This is a genomic window from Herbaspirillum sp. NPDC101396 (assembly GCF_044767365.1).
In the GTDB taxonomy this organism is placed as follows: Bacteria; Pseudomonadota; Gammaproteobacteria; order Burkholderiales; family Burkholderiaceae_D; genus Herbaspirillum.
This window is the reverse complement of sequence record NZ_JBIWNT010000002.1, coordinates 194,891-212,063: the sequence shown is the minus strand read 5'-3', so window position 1 is coordinate 212,063 and position 17,173 is coordinate 194,891. Positions and strand designations below refer to the sequence as shown.

21 protein-coding genes and 1 tRNA gene are annotated in these 17,173 nt (G+C 60.8%); 6 read left to right on the top strand and 16 right to left on the bottom strand.

The features are described 5' to 3' along the window. Window positions 1-29: 29 nt before the first annotated feature. The 6 genes from ACIROY_RS05930 to ACIROY_RS05905 form a co-directional block, all read right to left on the bottom strand. Complete coding sequence (locus ACIROY_RS05930) at window positions 30-563, bottom strand: F0F1 ATP synthase subunit delta (RefSeq protein WP_402277357.1); 534 nt, start codon at window positions 561-563, stop codon at window positions 30-32. Window position 564: 1 nt separating this feature from the next. Next, a complete protein-coding gene (locus ACIROY_RS05925; protein ID WP_116434466.1) occupies window positions 565-1,035 on the bottom strand; it encodes a F0F1 ATP synthase subunit B in 471 nt (156 codons plus the stop codon). A gap of 76 nt (window positions 1,036-1,111) precedes the next feature. Further along, window positions 1,112-1,357 (bottom strand): F0F1 ATP synthase subunit C, encoded by a 246-nt coding sequence (gene atpE, locus ACIROY_RS05920; protein ID WP_006461334.1) that lies wholly within the window; start codon window positions 1,355-1,357, stop codon window positions 1,112-1,114. 77 nt (window positions 1,358-1,434) lie between these two features. Next, on the bottom strand, window positions 1,435-2,250 hold the full coding sequence (gene atpB, locus ACIROY_RS05915; RefSeq protein WP_016835152.1) for a F0F1 ATP synthase subunit A: 816 nt from the start codon (window positions 2,248-2,250) through the stop codon (window positions 1,435-1,437). Beyond that, entirely contained in the window at window positions 2,247-2,591 is a 345-nt protein-coding gene (locus tag ACIROY_RS05910) for an ATP synthase subunit I (RefSeq protein ID WP_116434468.1), read from the bottom strand. The genes atpB and ACIROY_RS05910 overlap by 4 nt, the downstream gene beginning before the upstream one ends. Window positions 2,592-2,920: 329 nt before the next feature. Next, a tRNA-Arg gene (locus ACIROY_RS05905) sits at window positions 2,921-2,996 on the bottom strand. Between the two features lie 204 nt (window positions 2,997-3,200). Between ACIROY_RS05905 and ACIROY_RS05900 the strand changes: the two genes are divergently transcribed. Beyond that, window positions 3,201-3,785: a cytochrome c5 family protein gene (locus ACIROY_RS05900; RefSeq protein ID WP_116434469.1), complete on the top strand. Its 585-nt coding sequence runs from the start codon at window positions 3,201-3,203 to the stop codon at window positions 3,783-3,785. 102 nt (window positions 3,786-3,887) lie between these two features. On the opposite strand, the gene ACIROY_RS05895 is transcribed toward ACIROY_RS05900, so the two are convergent. The 5 genes from ACIROY_RS05895 to ACIROY_RS05875 form a co-directional block, all read right to left on the bottom strand. After that, a complete protein-coding gene (locus tag ACIROY_RS05895) occupies window positions 3,888-4,544 on the bottom strand; it encodes an OmpA family protein (RefSeq protein WP_116434470.1) in 657 nt (218 codons plus the stop codon). Window positions 4,545-4,617: 73 nt separating this feature from the next. Next, on the bottom strand, window positions 4,618-5,034 hold the full coding sequence (locus tag ACIROY_RS05890) for a hypothetical protein (protein ID WP_402277361.1): 417 nt from the start codon (window positions 5,032-5,034) through the stop codon (window positions 4,618-4,620). 20 nt (window positions 5,035-5,054) lie between these two features. Next, window positions 5,055-5,447 (bottom strand): phage holin family protein, encoded by a 393-nt coding sequence (locus ACIROY_RS05885; RefSeq protein WP_402277362.1) that lies wholly within the window; start codon window positions 5,445-5,447, stop codon window positions 5,055-5,057. Between the two features lie 17 nt (window positions 5,448-5,464). Further along, on the bottom strand, window positions 5,465-5,770 hold the full coding sequence (locus ACIROY_RS05880) for a YqjD family protein (protein WP_116434473.1): 306 nt from the start codon (window positions 5,768-5,770) through the stop codon (window positions 5,465-5,467). A gap of 190 nt (window positions 5,771-5,960) precedes the next feature. Then, window positions 5,961-7,001, bottom strand: coding sequence for a gamma-glutamyl-gamma-aminobutyrate hydrolase family protein (locus ACIROY_RS05875; RefSeq protein WP_402277364.1), 1,041 nt, complete (start codon window positions 6,999-7,001; stop codon window positions 5,961-5,963). A gap of 294 nt (window positions 7,002-7,295) precedes the next feature. Between ACIROY_RS05875 and ACIROY_RS05870 the strand changes: the two genes are divergently transcribed. Next, window positions 7,296-7,880 (top strand): NAD(P)H-dependent oxidoreductase, encoded by a 585-nt coding sequence (locus ACIROY_RS05870; RefSeq protein ID WP_402340487.1) that lies wholly within the window; start codon window positions 7,296-7,298, stop codon window positions 7,878-7,880. Window positions 7,881-7,901: 21 nt separating this feature from the next. Then, window positions 7,902-9,701 (top strand): glutathione-regulated potassium-efflux system protein KefC, encoded by a 1,800-nt coding sequence (gene kefC / locus ACIROY_RS05865; RefSeq protein ID WP_402340484.1) that lies wholly within the window; start codon window positions 7,902-7,904, stop codon window positions 9,699-9,701. Window positions 9,702-9,786: 85 nt separating this feature from the next. Here the strand turns inward: kefC and ACIROY_RS05860 are convergent, their stop codons facing one another. The 5 genes from ACIROY_RS05860 to ACIROY_RS05840 form a co-directional block, all read right to left on the bottom strand. Next, window positions 9,787-11,274, bottom strand: a complete 1,488-nt coding sequence (locus tag ACIROY_RS05860) for a DegQ family serine endoprotease (RefSeq protein WP_402340481.1) — start codon at window positions 11,272-11,274, stop codon at window positions 9,787-9,789. 90 nt (window positions 11,275-11,364) lie between these two features. Beyond that, window positions 11,365-12,669, bottom strand: a complete 1,305-nt coding sequence (locus ACIROY_RS05855; protein ID WP_402340478.1) for a sensor histidine kinase — start codon at window positions 12,667-12,669, stop codon at window positions 11,365-11,367. Next, entirely contained in the window at window positions 12,666-13,322 is a 657-nt protein-coding gene (locus ACIROY_RS05850; RefSeq protein ID WP_402277374.1) for a response regulator, read from the bottom strand. The genes ACIROY_RS05855 and ACIROY_RS05850 overlap by 4 nt, the downstream gene beginning before the upstream one ends. A gap of 9 nt (window positions 13,323-13,331) precedes the next feature. Then, window positions 13,332-13,526 (bottom strand): DUF2905 domain-containing protein, encoded by a 195-nt coding sequence (locus tag ACIROY_RS05845; protein ID WP_053200312.1) that lies wholly within the window; start codon window positions 13,524-13,526, stop codon window positions 13,332-13,334. Between the two features lie 13 nt (window positions 13,527-13,539). After that, complete coding sequence (locus ACIROY_RS05840; protein WP_402277376.1) at window positions 13,540-14,685, bottom strand: class I SAM-dependent methyltransferase; 1,146 nt, start codon at window positions 14,683-14,685, stop codon at window positions 13,540-13,542. Window positions 14,686-14,758: 73 nt separating this feature from the next. On the opposite strand from ACIROY_RS05840, the gene ACIROY_RS05835 reads away from it, so the two are divergent. From ACIROY_RS05835 to ttcA, 3 genes are read left to right on the top strand one after another with little or no spacing between them, the layout of a single operon-like run. Then, complete coding sequence (locus ACIROY_RS05835) at window positions 14,759-15,550, top strand: SDR family oxidoreductase (protein ID WP_402277378.1); 792 nt, start codon at window positions 14,759-14,761, stop codon at window positions 15,548-15,550. A gap of 39 nt (window positions 15,551-15,589) precedes the next feature. Next, a complete protein-coding gene (locus ACIROY_RS05830) occupies window positions 15,590-15,985 on the top strand; it encodes a dihydroneopterin aldolase (RefSeq protein WP_402277380.1) in 396 nt (131 codons plus the stop codon). Window positions 15,986-16,020: 35 nt separating this feature from the next. Then, complete coding sequence (gene ttcA / locus ACIROY_RS05825; RefSeq protein ID WP_402277382.1) at window positions 16,021-16,995, top strand: tRNA 2-thiocytidine(32) synthetase TtcA; 975 nt, start codon at window positions 16,021-16,023, stop codon at window positions 16,993-16,995. Window positions 16,996-17,173: the final 178 nt, after the last annotated feature.

Here is a 17,173-nt window from a genome sequence, read left to right as displayed (position 1 = left end):
GCTTAGGCTCTTACGCCAAGGCCCAGGTTTTATGCAGCCAAGGCAACATGTAACTGTTGCAGCTTCGCGCGCACCGAGGTATCGAACACTTCGTCACCGACAACCACACGCACGCCGCCGATCAAAGCATTGTCCACCTTGACGGTTGGCGTCAGCTTGCGACCGAATTTCTTTTCCAGCGTGGCGACCACATCCTTCAACTGCGCATCGGACAATTCGAACGCGCTGGTGATTTCGGCATCAGCGGCGCCTTCCTGTGCGTTTTTCAGCGTATGGAATTGGGCGGCAATTTCAGGCAACAGCGTCAGACGGCCGTTCTGCACCAGCGTACTGACGAAGTTCTTCGCTTCGACGCTCAATGGTGTTTTCAGAACGGACGAAAACGTGGAGACGACTTGCTCATCCGTCAGTGCCGGATTTTGAGCCATGTCTTTCACATCATGGTGCGCTGCAGCTTGCGCCATCTCGGAAACAAGATCAGCCCAAGCCGACAAACTGCCGGCTTTGGCTACACGAAACAGGGCTTCTGCGTAAGGGCGAGCGATCGTTGCGAGTTCGGCCATATTACAGCTCTGTCTTCAGTTGGGTCAGCAAGTCGGCATGCGCCGCTGCATTGACTTCACGCTTCAGAATCTGTTCGGCGCCCTTGACCGCGAGGGTCGCTACTTCGCCACGCAGATCTTCACGCGCTTTGGTCACTTGCTGCTCTGCATCCGCCTTGGCGTTGGCGATGATGCGCGCTGCTTCTTCGGAAGCGGTTTTCTTCGCTTCTTCGATAATCAGCTGAGCACGCTTTTCAGCGTCGCCAATACGTTTCTGGCCTTCGTCGCGTGCTGTCGACAGTTCTGCCTGAACGCGCTTTTCAGCAGCCGCCAGGTCAGCCTTGCCGCGGTCAGCCGCAGCCAAGCCGTCCGCAATCTTCTTCGCACGCTCGTCGAGCGCCTTGATCAACGGCGGCCAAACGAATTTCATCGTAAAGCCGGCGAGGATGAAGAAGACCACGAACTGCGCAAACAATGTTGCATTTAAGTTCACGGTAATTTCCTTCTCAGAATATCGTGTGCCGGATCAGTCAATCCGGCAAAAGTGAGAATCGGCTATGCCGCCCGAATTACTTCGCGATGAACGGATTTGCAAATGCGAACAACATGGCGATACCAACACCGATCAGGAACGCAGCGTCGATCAGACCGGCCAGCAGGAACATCTTGGTTTGCAGTGTGTTCATCAGTTCTGGCTGACGTGCAGATGCTTCGAGGTACTTACCGCCCATGATTGCGATACCGATACAAGCACCGATAGCACCCAGGCCAATGATCAAACCGCAAGCCAAAGCAACGAAAGAGACATCAGTCATGACAATTCCTTAGAAAGTTAAAGTTAATACGAAAATCAAAAAACAAACCAAAAAGCTAAAACCGTACAGCAGCCTTGTTAGTGCGCCTCATGCGCCTGGCCGAGGTAAACCAGTGTCAACATCATGAAAATGAATGCTTGCAGCAACACGATCAGGATGTGGAAAATTGCCCAGATCGAACCTGCGATGACGTGGCCGACAAAGCCGAACGCCGTAGCAGCCGAACCCAGCAATGCGATCAGCAAGAACAACAGCTCACCCGCATACATGTTGCCGAACAACCGCATGCCCAGCGACACGGTCTTTGCAGCAAATTCAATGATATTCAACAGCAGATTGAAAGGCGCCAGCCAGATGCCGAACGGCGCCGCAAACAGTTCATGGATGAAGCCGCCCGCGCCCTTGATCTTGAAGCTGTAGTACAGCATCAGCGCCAGCACGCCCAGGGCGATGCCCAGTGTGCCGTTCAGGTCGGCGGTAGGAACGATGCGGTGGTGGATTTCTTCCAGGCCGGCCAAGCGCATGATGCCCGACACCAGATCGACAGGCAGGAAGTCCAGCGAGTTCATCAAGGCGACCCAGACGAACACGGTCAGCGCCAGCGGTGCGATGAAAGTACGATCGCCGTGGACGATGGCCTTCGATTGGTCTTCGACCATTTCGACCACCATTTCGACGAACGCCTGGAAACGGCCCGGCACGCCCGAAGTGGCCTTGCGCGCTGCCAGGTACATGAACAGGCAGCCGACCACGCCACAGAACACCGACCAGAAGATGGTATCCATGTTGATGATCGAGAAATCGACGATCTTGTCTTGGTGTTGCGAAGAGAAATGTCCGAGATGGTGGACGATGTATTCTGAAGCAGTAGGTGCGTGCGCAGCAGCAGTCATGGTCGATGTCTAAACAGTAAAATTAAGTAACTTTTAAGCACCACGATGAAGCTCAGCACAAATGCGAGCCAGTTCACACCGCGATACAACCAAACAACTGCGCCCATGAGCGCAAGAGTCGTAGCAATCTTGATAAATTCCCCGAACAAAAACGTCATCGGGTCAGCCCCACCGGGCTTGCGAGTACTTGTATAGAGACGGAGGGCGAACAGGCCGTTGGGAATGAAGCAACACATCCCGCCCAGCAATGCAGACCACAACGCAGATACCCCGCCCAGCAAACCAGCAATACATGCAGCGACGACCATGGCCACAAGCTGCAAAAGGATGATGCGCAGCATATATATCCAATATCGTGCAGGCCGCACTCATTATGAGCAGACGGCGGTTTAGAAGCCCGGCGATTATAAAGGCTTGCGTCCGAATCCGTCAAACTTTTAACGCACGATTACAGTGTTATATCGTCAAGTTGCAGGTCAGTTGTCGGCTTTAACATACAGCTGCATTGTGAGCCAAAATCGGGCGATCGGCGATTACCTGCAAGGTAATGCAAACTACAACCATACAAACTTCGGGAATGCTGTCACCGCACTGACAAAAACGCGATCCGGATGGGCAAAAATGCACAAAAACCACGGCGGGACTGGGATGAATCGAGGAACGGCAAATATGGTGCGGCTGGCGGGGATCGAACCCACGACCCTTGGCTTCGGAGGCCAATACTCTATCCACTGAGCTACAGCCGCTTTGGGACGAACGTCGAAGAGGGATGAAGGATACAGTTTTTCCCCCGTCCCGTCCACGGCGGGCAACTATTTTCCGTTCCCAATGAATTACATTGTGTCTATAATCTAAGGTTGGGCGAGACAGCGCTTCTCTAAACAGTAATAAACACCGATTTTTCAAAAAATCGGGTCAACGCTTTCGAAGAATATTGCACTGAGGGAACTATGAGCGACGCACATAACGAACACCACGAATCCGCAATCAAAACGCCGAAACAGTTGATTGCTGCTGTATTGGCAGGCTTTATTATCCCCATCATCTGTATCGTGCTGCTGGTAGAGTACGTCACCAACGGCCAGACCACCGGCGCCGGTTCCGCCGGCCAGACCCCTGAAATGATCGCCGCGCGCATCAAGCCCGTTGCCTCCGAAGGTTTTACCTTCCGTGATTCCAACGCACCCAAGCAATTGCTGAGTGGCGAAGAAGTCTTCAAGTCCACCTGCGCAGCCTGCCACGGCGCCGGCATCGCCGGTGCACCGAAGGTGGGCGATCCTGCCGCCTGGAAAGCACGCATCGGCGAAGGCTACGACAAACTGCTGGCGCACGCCATCAACGGCCTGAACGCCATGCCTCCGAAAGGTGGCAATCCTGATCTGGACGACGTGGAAATCGCCCGCACCGTGGTCTACATGGCCAACCAGTCCGGCGCCAAGTTCAAGGAACCGGAAGTGAAGGCTCCTGCGGCTGCACCTGCTGCACCGGCCGACGCCGCTGCTCCGGCTGCTGCCGCCCCGGCAGAAAAGAAGTAATCAATCAGGGACTGGCGTCGCCGGTATCGAGAATATCCGGCAACGCCCGCCCATAAAAAAGCCCCGCATCGCGGGGCTTTTTTATTGCCTCGACAAACTGGATCAACGCTGCTGCGGCTCCGCCACGAAGATTTCAACGCGACGGTTTCTGGCGCGATTCGCTTCAGTGTTGTTGTCCACCAGCGGCTCATGCGAACCACGGCCGTCGATGTGGAAACGGCCCGGCGAAACGCCGCGCGCGGTCAGGTAATCGCGTGTCCGGGCTGCGCGCTCCATCGACAGCGGATTGTTGACGGCGTCGCTGCCGGTGCTGTCCGTATGGCCGATGATGTTCACCGTGGTAGCCTGGTTTTCGTTGAGCGTGGCGGCGAATTTATCCAGCACGGCACGGAAGTTCGGCTGGATATCGGCGCGGCCGGTATTGAAGGAGATATCGCTCGGAATCTCGAGCTTCAACCGGTTATCCTGAGTCTGCGTGACTTGCACGCCGGTGCCTTGGGTAGCCTGCTCCATGGCGCGCTTCTGGTTTTCCATGCGATTCGACCAGACATTGCCGATGACTGCACCGAGGCCTGCGCCGATCGCTGCACCGGCGGCCGTACGGCCACCACCGCCACCGCCCGTTGCAGCACCGAGAATACCGCCCACGCCTGCGCCGACGCCGGCGCCCGTAGCCGTGCCGCGTTGGGTCGCGGTCATGTCTGCACAGCCGGTTGCTGCCAGAGTCAGCGCCAGCGCGCCGAGAGTTAATTTACGCATGATGATTTCCTTTATTCGTGTGATTCCAATGCACCGCTGAACAGCGGGCATGGTGTTGGATCCGACTGCGGCGCTATTCGCCGTCAGGCGTGGAGGCTTCGTCAGCGTCAACGCCCGCATCGACGCTCTGTTGGCGATCCTTGCGGCGCGTCAGGTAATACGCGAAAGCTCCACCCGCGCTGATCACCGCACCGTACAGCAGCGGCTTGCGCAAGTAGCGCTTGGACAGCAGCGAGATGCCACCGATCAGCAGCGGCGACAGCGACTGCAGATTGCTGTTCCCTTTGCCCGACAAGGCGCCGCTGAAGGTGGAAGACACCGCGCCGACGATGCGGTTGAAAGCACCCTTGGCCAGCGATTCGGCGTTCAGGTTGGCGCGCACGGTGCCGCGCGACTGCATGATGCCGATGCGGAACAGCGCGCCTTCCGCCAGCAGCTTGCGCTTGCGTTCTTCCAGCGGGACGTCCGGTTTCCAGTCTGTTTGAGGCATGATTTTCCCGTTTCCCGAGGTCAGAGCAGCGCGTCGCGGTCTTTGCGAAGCTCCGCCATGGTGGCGGGCAAAGCCAGCTTGCCATTGCGCAGCAGCGCGAAGGCGTACCAGCCGATCGCCGCCGCAGCAACGGTGAAGAACGCGCCGAGCACGATGAGGATCTTCCAGCCCCAGGAATCCCAGGCAAGGAACACCAGCAGTACCGTCCAGAACGCGATGGCGAACCAGACCGCAATTGCCGCCAGCGTGAACAGCACCAGGAATTTCACCAGGTTGCCGCCGATTTCCGACAGCTCCAGTGAAGCCAGCTCGATGCGATTGATGATCAGCCCGAGCAGATTCCTCGCGATGCCCAGCAATCCGGCGGTGAGACCGGGATTGGCCGGCTCCGCCTGCGCGTGTTTATGCTCCATTGTGTCGGCGCGCCCGATTACTTGCTGCGACCGATGACCAGGCCGACCAGCAGCCCGACGCCGGCCGAAATCGCCACGGCGCGCCATGGGTTTTCATGCACGTAGTCGTCGGTGGCGGCAGCGACTTCCTTGCCTTTTTCGATGGCCACGGCTTGCGCGTTTTGCGCCGCCTCGACCGCTGCTTCCAGCATGGTCAGGCCCTTGCTGCGCAGTTCGTCGGCTTTGTCGCCGGTGGCTGCAGCTGCTTCACGGAACAATTCTTGCGCATCTTTGACGAGGGTTTTCATATCGTTTCTCACTGTTTTAAGGGCGGACTTTGTCATGGAGATTCTCCTATTGATTAAATGCTCAAGCGAACGAAAGCGATTAAATGGGCGGGAGCCTGAGCATTGGCGCCGTTGTCAGCGCGCCGTTGCCTATCATTCCGGGCCATAGGCAGTCCGGAAGAGATCTGCAATGCAGGCTCATTTTGATAGCTTTCTTCTATATAAGTTTCAGCAACGGCAAAAACGTTCAAAACCGCGTTTCGCGCGCCGTCCGCAGGAAACTGTCCAGAATAGGCATGCAATCGAGCAACTCCGGCCCGCCGGCGCGGTGGAACTCCGGATGCCACTGCAACCCCATCACGAACGGTGCCTTCCGATAACGGATCGCCTCGACGATGTTGTCGGTGCCGGACACCGCTTCGATCGACAGATCGCGCCCCAGGTCCTTCACGGCCTGGTGATGGATGGAGTTCACCACGGCGTTCTGGGTGTTGACCAGCGATGCCAAGGTCGATCCGGGCGGGAACTTGAGCTCGTGATAGTTGCTGTCGTACAGGTCGTTGACGTGGGCGATCGCGGCCGGAACGTCGGTGGCGATGTCCTGGTACAGCGAGCCGCCAAAGGCGACGTTGATCAGCTGACAACCGCGGCAGATGCCCAGCACCGGTTTGCCGGCCTCAATGAATTCGTGCAGCAATTCCAGCTCGTACATGTCGCGCACCCGATCGCCATTCCATTCGGGCCGCGTGGCGGCCTCCGCGTAACTCTGCGGAGAAACGTCGGCGCCGCCCTGCAGCACCAGGCCGTCGAGATGCTTGGCGTAGTCGCGTAGACGGATGTTGCTGGGATGGACCAGCCCGTTGGTGTTGACGGTCGGGATCATGAACACCAGCACGTCGCGCGACATGATCCATTGCGCGATCGACTCTTCCAGGTATTGCAGCGTCTTGCCGCGCAAACCCTTGGCACCGGTTTCCGGATGGAAGATGCGCGCCGAGATGCCGATCTTGAGCGTGCGCTGCATGATGCGGCGACCGGCCTTGTCGGACATGGCCTTGAAGCGCGCACCCAGTAAACGCCAGGTCTGCGCCCAGGGCGTATCCAGCGGCGGCGGCGAATAGGCCGGATGCGGCGCCTGCGGCTGCTGAGGTGGTTGCTGTGATGCTTGCTGCGGCTGCTGTTGCCCCGTTGCAGGCGCCTGTGCCGGCGTCGCCGCAGCAGGTGCATCGGGACGAGGCGGTCGTGGGGAACTTGGTTGATTGGCTTCGGAATCGCTAATATCGGACATGGCGGCTATGTTAGGTTGTTATCAATGGCTGTGACCAGGTGCTGCGTCCGCGAACAGGATTGCCAAAGTATAAGCGCATTGAATTGCTTTGGGCAGTTGCTCACGAAACAGCGAGGCACAACACGGCAAGGGATGGGGACGCGGCAGCCGGATCCCGCCCGTGGCGTCGTCCATTCAAGCATGTCAGGTGTTTTCTCGTCCCTTTTCAATAATCCAGACAACAAACCGACGATATATGTTCCAATCCTTTCTGACTTCTTTCCTGCTTATTGCCTCGCTCAGGCATGCTCCTACATGACCACTTCACGCATTCTTATCCTCTATGCGCATCCGGCCCACGAACGCTCGCGCGCCAACCGCGCCATGATCGACGCGGCCCGCACGCTACCCAACGTGCGCATCCATGACCTGTACGAGTGCTATCCCGATTTCCACATCGATGTCGAATACGAACAGACGCAGCTGCATGAAGCCGACCTGATCGTGTTTCATCACCCCATCCACTGGTACAGCATGCCGGCGTTGCAAAAGGAATGGACCGACCTGGTGCTGGAGCGCGGCTGGGCCTTCGGTCCCGGCGGCGATGCCTTGCGCGGCAAGGATTTCTGGCTGGTCGCCAGCACCGGTGGCGACGAGACTTCGTACCAGCCGGGTGCGCGCCACGGCCATCCCTTCGATGATTTCCTGCCGCCGTACCAGCAGACCGCGCGACTGTGCGGCATGCACTGGAAAGCGCCCTACCTGTTGCACGGCGCACATCAGGTCGACAACGCCGCCATCACCATGCACGCGGCCAATTACCGCGCCCTGCTCGACAGCTATCCGGACTGGTCAGACTCCGCCTCCGCCGCCCTTCCGTCCGTCTCCCTTCCACGTTAACGCCGGGACCACAAGAACACCATGGAACAAACTCTGCTGCATCCGCTGATTTACCTGCTGGCCGCGGTCGTCGCCGTACCCATCGCCAAGAAACTGGGCCTGGGCGCCGTGCTCGGCTACCTGCTGGCCGGCATCGCCATCGGTCCCTGGGGCCTGGGACTGATCAGCGAGGTCGAGGACATCCTGCACTTCTCCGAATTCGGCGTCGTGCTGCTGCTGTTCCTGATCGGCCTCGAGCTCGATCCGAAACGGCTGTGGTCGCTGCGCCGTCACATCTTCGGCTGGGGCAGCGCGCAAGTCGGACTGGTCAGCCTCGGCCTGTTCGGCGCGGCGCTGGCGGTCGGCATCGACTGGCGCGTGGCGCTGATCGGCGCGCTCGGCATGTCGCTCTCGTCCACCGCGATTGCGCTGGCGACGCTGGGCGAGCGCAAGCTGACGGCGACGCCGGCCGGCTCTGCGGGATTCGCCATCCTGCTGTTCCAGGACATCGCCGCGATCCCGATGATGGCGGCGGTTCCGCTACTGGGCGTAGCGGTGGCGCAAGGCAGCGGCCAGGGCTGGCTGCACACGCTGCAGGTGGTCGCCGTGATTGCGCTGCTGATCTTCGGCGGCCGCTACCTGATCCGCCCGATCCTGCGGATCATCGCCAAAACCGACATGCGCGAAATCTTCACTGCCTTCTCGCTGCTGCTCGTGATCGCAACTTGCCTGCTGATGCAATCGGTGGGCATGTCAATGGCGCTGGGCACCTTCCTCGCCGGCGTGCTGCTGGCCGATTCGGAATACCGCCACGCGCTCGAAAGCGACCTTGAGCCGTTCAAGGGATTGCTGCTCGGTCTGTTCTTCATCGCCGTCGGCATGTCGGTCGACTTCGGCATCTTCCTCGAACAGCCGTGGCTGATCCTCGGCATGGTGCTGGGCTTCCTGGTGATCAAGACTGCGGTGCTGTACGGACTGGCCAAATGTTTCCGCATCCCGCGCGACCAGCAGATCTTCTTTGCCTTCCTGCTGTCGCAAGGCGGCGAGTTCGCTTTCGTGGTGTTCGGCGCCGCAGCGACCGCGCAAGTGCTGACGCCGCGCATCTCGTCGATCCTGGTGGTGGTGGTGGCGCTGTCGATGGTGATCACCCCGCTGCTGCTACTGCTGCACGATCGCGTGATATTGCCACGCCTGCAGGCGCGCGGCAGGCAACCGGAGGATGACATCGAGCCACAGGACAATCCGGTGATCATCGCCGGCTTCGGCCGCTTCGGCCAGATCGTCGGCCGCCTGCTGCACGCCAACGGCATCGGGCTGACCATCCTCGACCACGATCCGGACCAGGTCGAATCGCTGCGCAAGTTCGGCTTCAAGGTGTTTTATGGCGACGCCACGCGCATCGACCTGCTGCGCACTGCGGGCGCCGACAAGGCGCGCCTGATCGTGATCGCCATCGACGATGCGCCGGCCAGCCTGAAGCTGGTGGAAGCCGTGCAACGCGCCTTCCCGCACCTGAAGATCGCCGCCCGCGCGCGCAACGTCACGCACCTGTACGACCTGATGGACCGCGGCGTCACGGTGCTTGAGCGCGAGACCTTCGAGAGCGCGCTGCAAATGGGCCGCCAGGTGCTGCGCCAGCTGGATTTCGGTTCATATCGCGCACACCGCGCCGCGATGAAATTCCGCGCCCACAACATCGAGACGCTGCACAAGCTCTATCCGCATTACAAGGATCAGCAGCAGATGGTGTCGATGGCGGTGCAGGCGCGCGAAGAACTGGAGGCCATGTTCGCCAGCGACAACGACGCCATCACCGACGGCGACAAGCATCGCTGGGATTGAATTTTCCTGCGCATGAAAAAAGGCCGGACACTATTGCGATCCGGCCTTTTTTATTGCCTCAACTACATCTGAATCTGGATCTGAATCAGTTCAAATACACCGGCACGAAGATCTTGTCGTCGCCGCGCTCCACCAGCAGCGCTACGCTCTTGCCGGCCTTGCCCACCAGGCTGCGCAATTGCTCCACGCTGGTCACCGCATTGCCGTTCAAGGACAGGATCACGTCGCCGCTCTGGATGCCCGCCACCGCCGCCGGACCGTTGACGTCTTCCACCAGCAGCCCGCCATGCACGCCGATCTGCTGCTGTTCGTTCTTGTCCAGCGGACGCACTGCCAGCCCCAGCCGACCCTGCGGCTCGTTGCGGCTGGCCACTGCTTCCTTGGTCGGCTTCAGCTCGCCGACCGTGATGTTGAGCGACTTGAGCGCACCGTTGCGCATCACGTCGATCTTCTGCGTGGTGCCGGGCGCGGTGTCGGCCACCAGCGTCGGCAAGTCCACCGAGTGATCGATGGCCTGGCCGTTGAAGCGCAGGATCACGTCACCCGGCTGCACGCCCGCCTTCTCGGCCGGACTGGCCTTCTCGACCGAACTGACCAGCGCGCCTTCCGACTTCTTCAGGCCGAAGGATTCCGCCAGCGCCTGATTGACTTCCTGCACCGACACGCCGAGACGGCCGCGCGTCACCTTGCCGTGCTGGACCAGTTGCTGCTCGACCTTCATCGCGACATCGATCGGGATCGAGAACGACAGGCCCTGATAGCCGCCGGTCTGGCTGTAGATCTGCGAGTTGATGCCAACCACCTGGCCTTTCAGGTTGAACAGCGGGCCGCCCGAATTGCCGGGATTGACGGCGACGTCGGTCTGGATGAACGGCACGTAATTGTCGTCCGGCAGGGCGCGCGACTTGGCGCTGACGATGCCGGCCGTGGCGGTGTTGTCGAAGCCGTAGGGCGAGCCGATCGCCAGCACCGGCTCGCCGACCTTCATCAGCGCCGGATTGCCGATCTGCACGGTCGGCAGATCCTTGGCAGCGATACGGATCACGGCGATATCGCTCTGCTTGTCGGCGCCCAGCACCTTGGCCTTGAACTCGCGGCGGTCGGTCAGCTTGACGGTGACTTCCTGGGCGCCGTCGACGACGTGGGCATTGGTCAGGATCAGGCCATCCGGGCTGATGATGAAGCCCGAGCCGAGACCGCGCATGATTTGCGGCGTGCGTGGCTGTTGCTGGAATTGCGGGCCGAAGCGCTTGAAGAATTCAGAAAACGGATCGTTGGGATCGGCGTCGTCGGAAGCATCGTCGGATACGCGTTTCGCCTTGCCGGTGACGCTGATGTTGACCACCGCCGGGCCGGCGCGCTCGACGATGCCGGAGAAATCGGTCGGCGTCGCCAATCCGGATACGGCAGTGGAAGCGCCAGCGGTAGCAGCCGCAGCAGCCACCGGCGCCGGCAGGATCGCGGCCTGCGCCGCTGGCAGTTCAGCGCCGCGGAAGTACACGTAGCTGCCGCCGACGACGGCGGCCAGTGCGATGGCGAGCGTATTGCGAACGAAAACGGTACGGCGATTCATGGTGCACTCCTTGCGAAAGAGGTGGTTTCTCCACCCGATGGAATGCAGCGTAAGTCGCGAAAATTAAGACAGACTTAAGGAAACAAACTGTTACACCTTGGCTTTGGCGAAACGGACCTCGGCACGCAAGCCCGTGCCGGTATTCTCCAGACGGACAAGCGCACCATGCAAATCGGCGATCTGGCGCACGATGGCCAGGCCGAGGCCGCTGCCCGGTTGCGACGGCAGTACGTTGGCAGCGCGGTGGAAGCGATCGAACACGCGCTCCAGATCCTGTTCGGGAATGCCAGGGCCGCGATCTTCCACGGTGACCACCAACCCATCGCCGTCGGTCCGCATGGCGACATCAACGGCGCTGTCGGACGGGCTGTACTGCAGCGCGTTCGACAACAAGTTGCCGAACAGGATGCGCAAGGCGTCGGTATTGGCATTGACTGCACCAGCCACCTGCGCGGTCATGCCGAGATCGATGCCCTTGTGTTCAGCCAGCGGCGCGTAGTCCTGCACCACGCTACGCAGCAGCGGCGCCAGCTCCAGCGGCGCCATTTCCTGCACGCCCGGCTCCTGGCGCGCCAGCGTCAGCAACTGATGCACCAGATGCGTGGCGCGCTCGAGACCGTGACGCAGATCGTTGAACGCAGCACGACGCTCTTCGTCGTCGCCGGCGCGCTCGGCCAGTTGTGCCTGCAAACGCAAGGCCGTCAGCGGCGTGCGCAACTCATGCGCAGCGTCGGCGACGAAAGCGCGCTGCGTCTGCATGGCCTGGCGCAGACGTTCGAGCAGATCATTGAAAGCATGGGTCAGCGGCCGGATTTCCTGCGGCAGGCCGTGGTCGGCCACCGGCGCCAACGTATGCATGTCGCGCGACTGGACGTCGGCGGCGGCGCGCCGCACCGGCGCCAGCGCATGGCCGACCGCGATCCAGATCAGCGCGCCGAGGAAGGGAAACAGCAACAGCAAGGGCATCACCGTCTTCACCGCCGCCTGCGCCGCCACCTGCTTGCGCGCGCTCTGCGGCTGCGACACCTGTGCCACGGTATTGCCGATCTGTGCGCTGTAGACCCGCCACATGCCGCCCGGCCCCGGGACATCGGCGAAACCGAGCTCGGCCTGCTGCGGCATGACGCTGCGCGAGTGCGAGTGGTAGATCACGGTGCCGGTGCTGTCCCAGATTTGCATCATGATTTCGTCATCGAGGCCGGGCGCATCCTGGCCCGGTGCGATCGGCGCAAAGGCCTGCCGCGGCAACGAAGCGGCGATCTGGCGCATCTGATAATCGAAGATTTCATTGGCCTCGCCGCGCGCCTGGAAGTACAGCGCGATGCCGGCCAGCAGGATGCCGGCGCTCAGGCCGAGCGCCAGCCACAGCAATAGTTGTCGTCGAATCGAGTTCATTTGGGCACCAGGTAGCCAATCCCGCGCACGTTCTTGATGAAGTCGCTGCCGAGCTTCTTGCGCAAGGCGTGGATGTGAACTTCGATCGCGTTGCTGTCGACGCTGTCGTCCCAGCCATAGAGTTTTTCTTCCAGCTGGGCGCGCGACAGCACCACGCCCGGACGATCCAGGAAAGCCTGCAACAAGGTGAATTCGCGCGCAGATAACGTCACCGGCCGGCCTTGCAGCAAGACTTCGCGCGTGGCCGGATTCAGGCTGACGTCGCGCACATGGATGAGGGTGTCGGCGCGGCCCGCCTGGCGGCGCAGCAAGGCGCGCATGCGGGCCGAGAGTTCTTCGAGGTCGTAAGGTTTGATCAGATAGTCATCGGCGCCGGCATCCAGCCCGGCCACGCGATCGGCGACGGCGTCGCGCGCGGTCGCGATCAACACCGGCACCTTGTTGCCGGCCGCACGCAATTCCTGCAGCACGGCCAGGCCGTTCTTTTGCGGCAGCCCGAGGTCGAGCAGCACCAGCGCGTAATCTTCCTGGCGCAATGCCAGCGCCGCCGCAGCGCCGTCCTGCACCCAGTCAACAGCGAAACCGTCCTGGCGCAAACCCTTGCGCGCCGCTTCACCCACCATCAGATCGTCTTCGACCAGCAGGATGCGCATGGCGGTCTCCTACAGGAAGCGCGCCAGCAAGAACACCACCGCCGAAATCAGGATGGTCGATGCAAACGGCAGCGAAAACACGCGGCCGAACAGTTTGAAGCGCAAGTCGCCCGGCAGGCGGCCGATGCCAAGCTTTTCCAGCCATGGCAACAAGCTGGAAAACACGATCACGGCGATGAAGATGACGACGACCCAACGAATCATATGAACTTTCAGGTTAAAGGCGGTGGGTGCGGTCGTGCGCCAGTAAACGCTCGGGCCAGTCGACGTTCTTGCCCACGGCAAGCACCTTGAACAACTCGCCCATTTCAGCCGGCGAAATCAGCTTTTGCACGGCATTGGACTGCGGCAGGTATTGTGCGCTTTGTTCCGGCGACGTGCGCAGCAACAGTTCGCCGATGCCGGCGCTGAGCAGGAATCCCGCCTGGCTGGCGTAGCCCAGCACGTCCAGGCCGCCTTCGATCGCCGCACGCGCCATTGCCGTGAAGTCGACGTGGGCGGTGACATCCTGCAAGCCCGGCAAGTAAAACGGATCGGCGTGCGCATGGTGGCGGTAGTGGCACATCAGCGTGCCCTGGGCACGTCCGGGGAAATAGTACTCCGCCGCCGGGAAGCCGTAATCGATCAGAAGCGCCGCAGCATTCCCGTGCTGCAACATTGTCGCCAGCGATTGCATGAACGCGGCGCCGATGGGGTGGACTTCGCTCAGGTAGCCGACCGGCAGCGCGTCGCCGTCGGGGATCTGCGCCGCCAGAGCGGCGTCGCCGGCGCGGTCGGCGAACGTGAAGGCGCCCGCATCATCGAGCGCCACACCGCGCTCCAGCCATCCCTGCTCGCTACGCACCACCAGTTGCACGGGCATGGCGTCGAGCACCTCGTTGCCGATCACCACGCCGGAAAAGGTCGGCGGCAGGCTGTCCAGCCATTGCACCTGCGGGAAGTCGCGCAGCTTTTCCTGTTGCCGCGCGCGCAACTGCGACGAGATTTCAACGATGTAATAGTGCTCCGGCAACCTGCCGGCGGCGCGCAGCTCGCTCAGGATATCGAAGGCCAGTTTGCCGGTGCCGGCACCGAACTCCATGATGGCGGCGCCGGTCTGCGGAAACAATTCCGTTGCCAAATGCGCCAAAGTAGCGCCGAAAAGCGGCGAAATTTCCGGTGCGGTTGTAAAATCACCGTCTTTGCCCAATTTGGCCGCACCGCCGCTGTAATAGCCCAGCGCGGGTGCATACAGCACCAGCTCCATATAGCGTGCAAACGAAATCCAGCCGCCATTGCGCCGGATATCGTCGGCGATCAGGAGCTGGAGAGAGCGGGAAGCGGCAAGCGCGTCGGCGGAAGGTTCGGGTAGTTGCAGTTGCATGATGGGGCGTATTGTATTTGAATCCGCCCCTGCCTTCGCAATTGGCTCCTGTCGCCATGCAGCGCTGCGCCCCATGGGCATCCACCACGAAATGAACATCATGATTCCGTCCCGACAACAAGTTGCCCTCGTCACCGGCGCCGCCAAACGTATCGGCCGCTCGATTGCGCTCGCGCTGGCGCGCGACGGCTGGGACATTGCCGTGCATTACGGCAAATCGGCAGCCGAGGCGCAAGCGCTGGTGGCGGAAATCGCTGCGCTGGGCCGCCGCGCCATCGCGCTGCAATGCGAACTGGCCGACGAAGCCGGCGTGCGCACGCTGGTGCGCCAGGCCGGCCGGCTCGGCCCGGTGGCCTGCGTGGTCAACAACGCCTCGCTATTTCGCGAAGACCGCGCCGAAAGTTTTTCGATGGATTCACTGGACGCCCACATGCGCGCCAACGTCGGCGCCCCCGTGCTGCTGGCGCAAGCCCTGTATGACGCCACGCCCGCAGGCCGCCAGGCCGTGGTGATCAACCTGCTCGACCAGAAGCTGTACAATCCCAATCCCGATTTCCTGTCTTACACGCTGTCCAAGGCCGCGCTGCAAAGCGCCACCACCTTGCTGGCGCAGGCGCTGGCGCCGCGCGTGCGGGTGGTCGGCGTGGCACCGGGCATCACCCTGGTCTCGGCCGACCAGAGCGAGGCCGGGTTCCAGAAGGCCCATCGCGTGACGCCGCTGGGCAAGAGCAGCACGCCGGACGATGTCGCCGCCGCAGTCTGTTTCGTCGCCACCGCGCAGGCGATCACCGGCACGACGATCCTGGTCGACGGCGGCCAGCACCTGGTGCCGCTGCAACGCGACGTGATGTTCCTCGCCAAATAGGCGTTTCGTTTTTATTCATTTATCTCTTGTCTGGATTCCATGTTTTCTCTTTCTCATCCCGAACTGAACGATTGCCGCCGCTTGTTCCTGCGCAACTATGAAGTGCTGATCAACATCGGCGTGCACGAATTCGAGAAGAAGGGCGAGCAGCGCATCCTGATCAACGTCGACCTGTTCATCCCGCTGGCCATGTCGACCCCGGAACACGACCAGTTGCAGGAAGTGGTCGACTATGACTTCATCCGCAGCACCATCGCCAAGCGCATGGCGCAGGGCCATATCCATTTGCAGGAAACCTTGTGCGACGACGTGGTCAAGGCCATGCTGGCGCATCCAAAAGTGCGCGCCGTGCGCGTCTCCACCGAAAAACCGGACGTCTATCCCGATTGTGATTCCGTCGGCGTGGAAGTCTTCCGCGTCAAAGAAGTGCTCTGAAAAGCGCTCTGAACCCTCTATTTGCAGGACCCAAGATGAACGATCTGCTCGAACACGCCAAACTCGCCGCCAGCGCCGCTGCCGCCACCACCGACCTTGCCGAGGCCACGACTTCGGTCAAGCAGGCGGAAAAAATCGCCTACGAGAACAACAAGCTGCACAAGCGCCTGTGCCGCCTGACCGGGCAGGCCATCGGCGACTACAACATGATCGAGGACGGCGACAAGGTCATGGTTTGCCTGTCCGGCGGCAAGGACAGTTACGCACTGCTCGACATCCTGCTGACGTTGCGCGAGCGCGCGCCGATCCACTTCGACATCATCGCGGTGAACCTGGACCAGAAGCAGCCGAACTTTCCGGCCGACATCCTGCCTGCCTATCTGGAAAAACTGGGCGTGGCGTACCACATCGAAAACCAGGACACCTACAGCATCGTCAAGCGCGTGGTCCCGGAAGGCAAAACCACCTGTGCGCTGTGTTCGCGTTTGCGCCGCGGCATCCTGTACCGCGTTGCAACAGAACTGGGCGCCACAAAAATTGCCTTAGGGCATCATCGCGACGACATCCTTGAGACCTTTTTCCTGAACATGTTCTTCGGCGGCAAACTCAAGGGCATGCCGCCCAAGCTGCAGTCCGACGACGGCAAGCAGATCGTCATCCGTCCGCTCGCGTATGTGAAGGAAGCCGATCTCACGCGTTACGCCGAGGTCAAGGAATTCCCGATCATTCCGTGCGACCTGTGCGGCAGCCAGGAAAACCTGCAACGCAAGCAGATCAAAGGCCTCATGCGCGAATGGGAAAAGAAATACCCGGGACGCGTCGACAACATCTTTGCCTCATTCTCGACGGTCGCCCCGTCGCATCTGATGGACCGCAACCTGTTCGACTTCGCCAACCTCAAGGCCACCGGCGAAGCCGACGCCAACGGCGACATCGCGTTCGATGAAGATCCGTGCTCGACCGGCGCACCTGCCGGGCAGAATGTGATCTCCCTCCATCTCGGCGATTAACTTGCAAAGTAAATATCGGTTAAGCATAACGACGCACTTTGCGCGCCGTTATGCGTAAAAAATTATTTACAAACCGCATATTTGCACGGATTGGATGCCAAATACCCTCCTGATCATCGCTTGAAGCCGTTGCCCCCCATGATTTAATTTGACCGTCATCTGCGTAATTTCCAGTACT

Coding starts and splice junctions, on each gene's coding strand:
- ACIROY_RS05930 (WP_402277357.1), bottom strand. CDS start 563: ATGGCCGAACTCGCAACGATCGCTCGCCCTTACGCAGAAGCCCTGTTT.
- atpE (WP_006461334.1), bottom strand. CDS start 1,357: ATGACTGATGTCTCTTTCGTTGCTTTGGCTTGCGGTTTGATCATTGGC.
- atpB (WP_016835152.1), bottom strand. CDS start 2,250: ATGACTGCTGCTGCGCACGCACCTACTGCTTCAGAATACATCGTCCAC.
- ACIROY_RS05910 (WP_116434468.1), bottom strand. CDS start 2,591: ATGCTGCGCATCATCCTTTTGCAGCTTGTGGCCATGGTCGTCGCTGCA.
- ACIROY_RS05900 (WP_116434469.1), top strand. CDS start 3,201: ATGAGCGACGCACATAACGAACACCACGAATCCGCAATCAAAACGCCG.
- ACIROY_RS05895 (WP_116434470.1), bottom strand. CDS start 4,544: ATGCGTAAATTAACTCTCGGCGCGCTGGCGCTGACTCTGGCAGCAACC.
- ACIROY_RS05890 (WP_402277361.1), bottom strand. CDS start 5,034: ATGCCTCAAACAGACTGGAAACCGGACGTCCCGCTGGAAGAACGCAAG.
- ACIROY_RS05885 (WP_402277362.1), bottom strand. CDS start 5,447: ATGGAGCATAAACACGCGCAGGCGGAGCCGGCCAATCCCGGTCTCACC.
- ACIROY_RS05880 (WP_116434473.1), bottom strand. CDS start 5,770: ATGACAAAGTCCGCCCTTAAAACAGTGAGAAACGATATGAAAACCCTC.
- ACIROY_RS05875 (WP_402277364.1), bottom strand. CDS start 7,001: ATGTCCGATATTAGCGATTCCGAAGCCAATCAACCAAGTTCCCCACGA.
- ACIROY_RS05870 (WP_402340487.1), top strand. CDS start 7,296: ATGACCACTTCACGCATTCTTATCCTCTATGCGCATCCGGCCCACGAA.
- kefC (WP_402340484.1), top strand. CDS start 7,902: ATGGAACAAACTCTGCTGCATCCGCTGATTTACCTGCTGGCCGCGGTC.
- ACIROY_RS05860 (WP_402340481.1), bottom strand. CDS start 11,274: ATGAATCGCCGTACCGTTTTCGTTCGCAATACGCTCGCCATCGCACTG.
- ACIROY_RS05855 (WP_402340478.1), bottom strand. CDS start 12,669: ATGAACTCGATTCGACGACAACTATTGCTGTGGCTGGCGCTCGGCCTG.
- ACIROY_RS05850 (WP_402277374.1), bottom strand. CDS start 13,322: ATGCGCATCCTGCTGGTCGAAGACGATCTGATGGTGGGTGAAGCGGCG.
- ACIROY_RS05845 (WP_053200312.1), bottom strand. CDS start 13,526: ATGATTCGTTGGGTCGTCGTCATCTTCATCGCCGTGATCGTGTTTTCC.
- ACIROY_RS05840 (WP_402277376.1), bottom strand. CDS start 14,685: ATGCAACTGCAACTACCCGAACCTTCCGCCGACGCGCTTGCCGCTTCC.
- ACIROY_RS05835 (WP_402277378.1), top strand. CDS start 14,759: ATGGGCATCCACCACGAAATGAACATCATGATTCCGTCCCGACAACAA.
- ACIROY_RS05830 (WP_402277380.1), top strand. CDS start 15,590: ATGTTTTCTCTTTCTCATCCCGAACTGAACGATTGCCGCCGCTTGTTC.
- ttcA (WP_402277382.1), top strand. CDS start 16,021: ATGAACGATCTGCTCGAACACGCCAAACTCGCCGCCAGCGCCGCTGCC.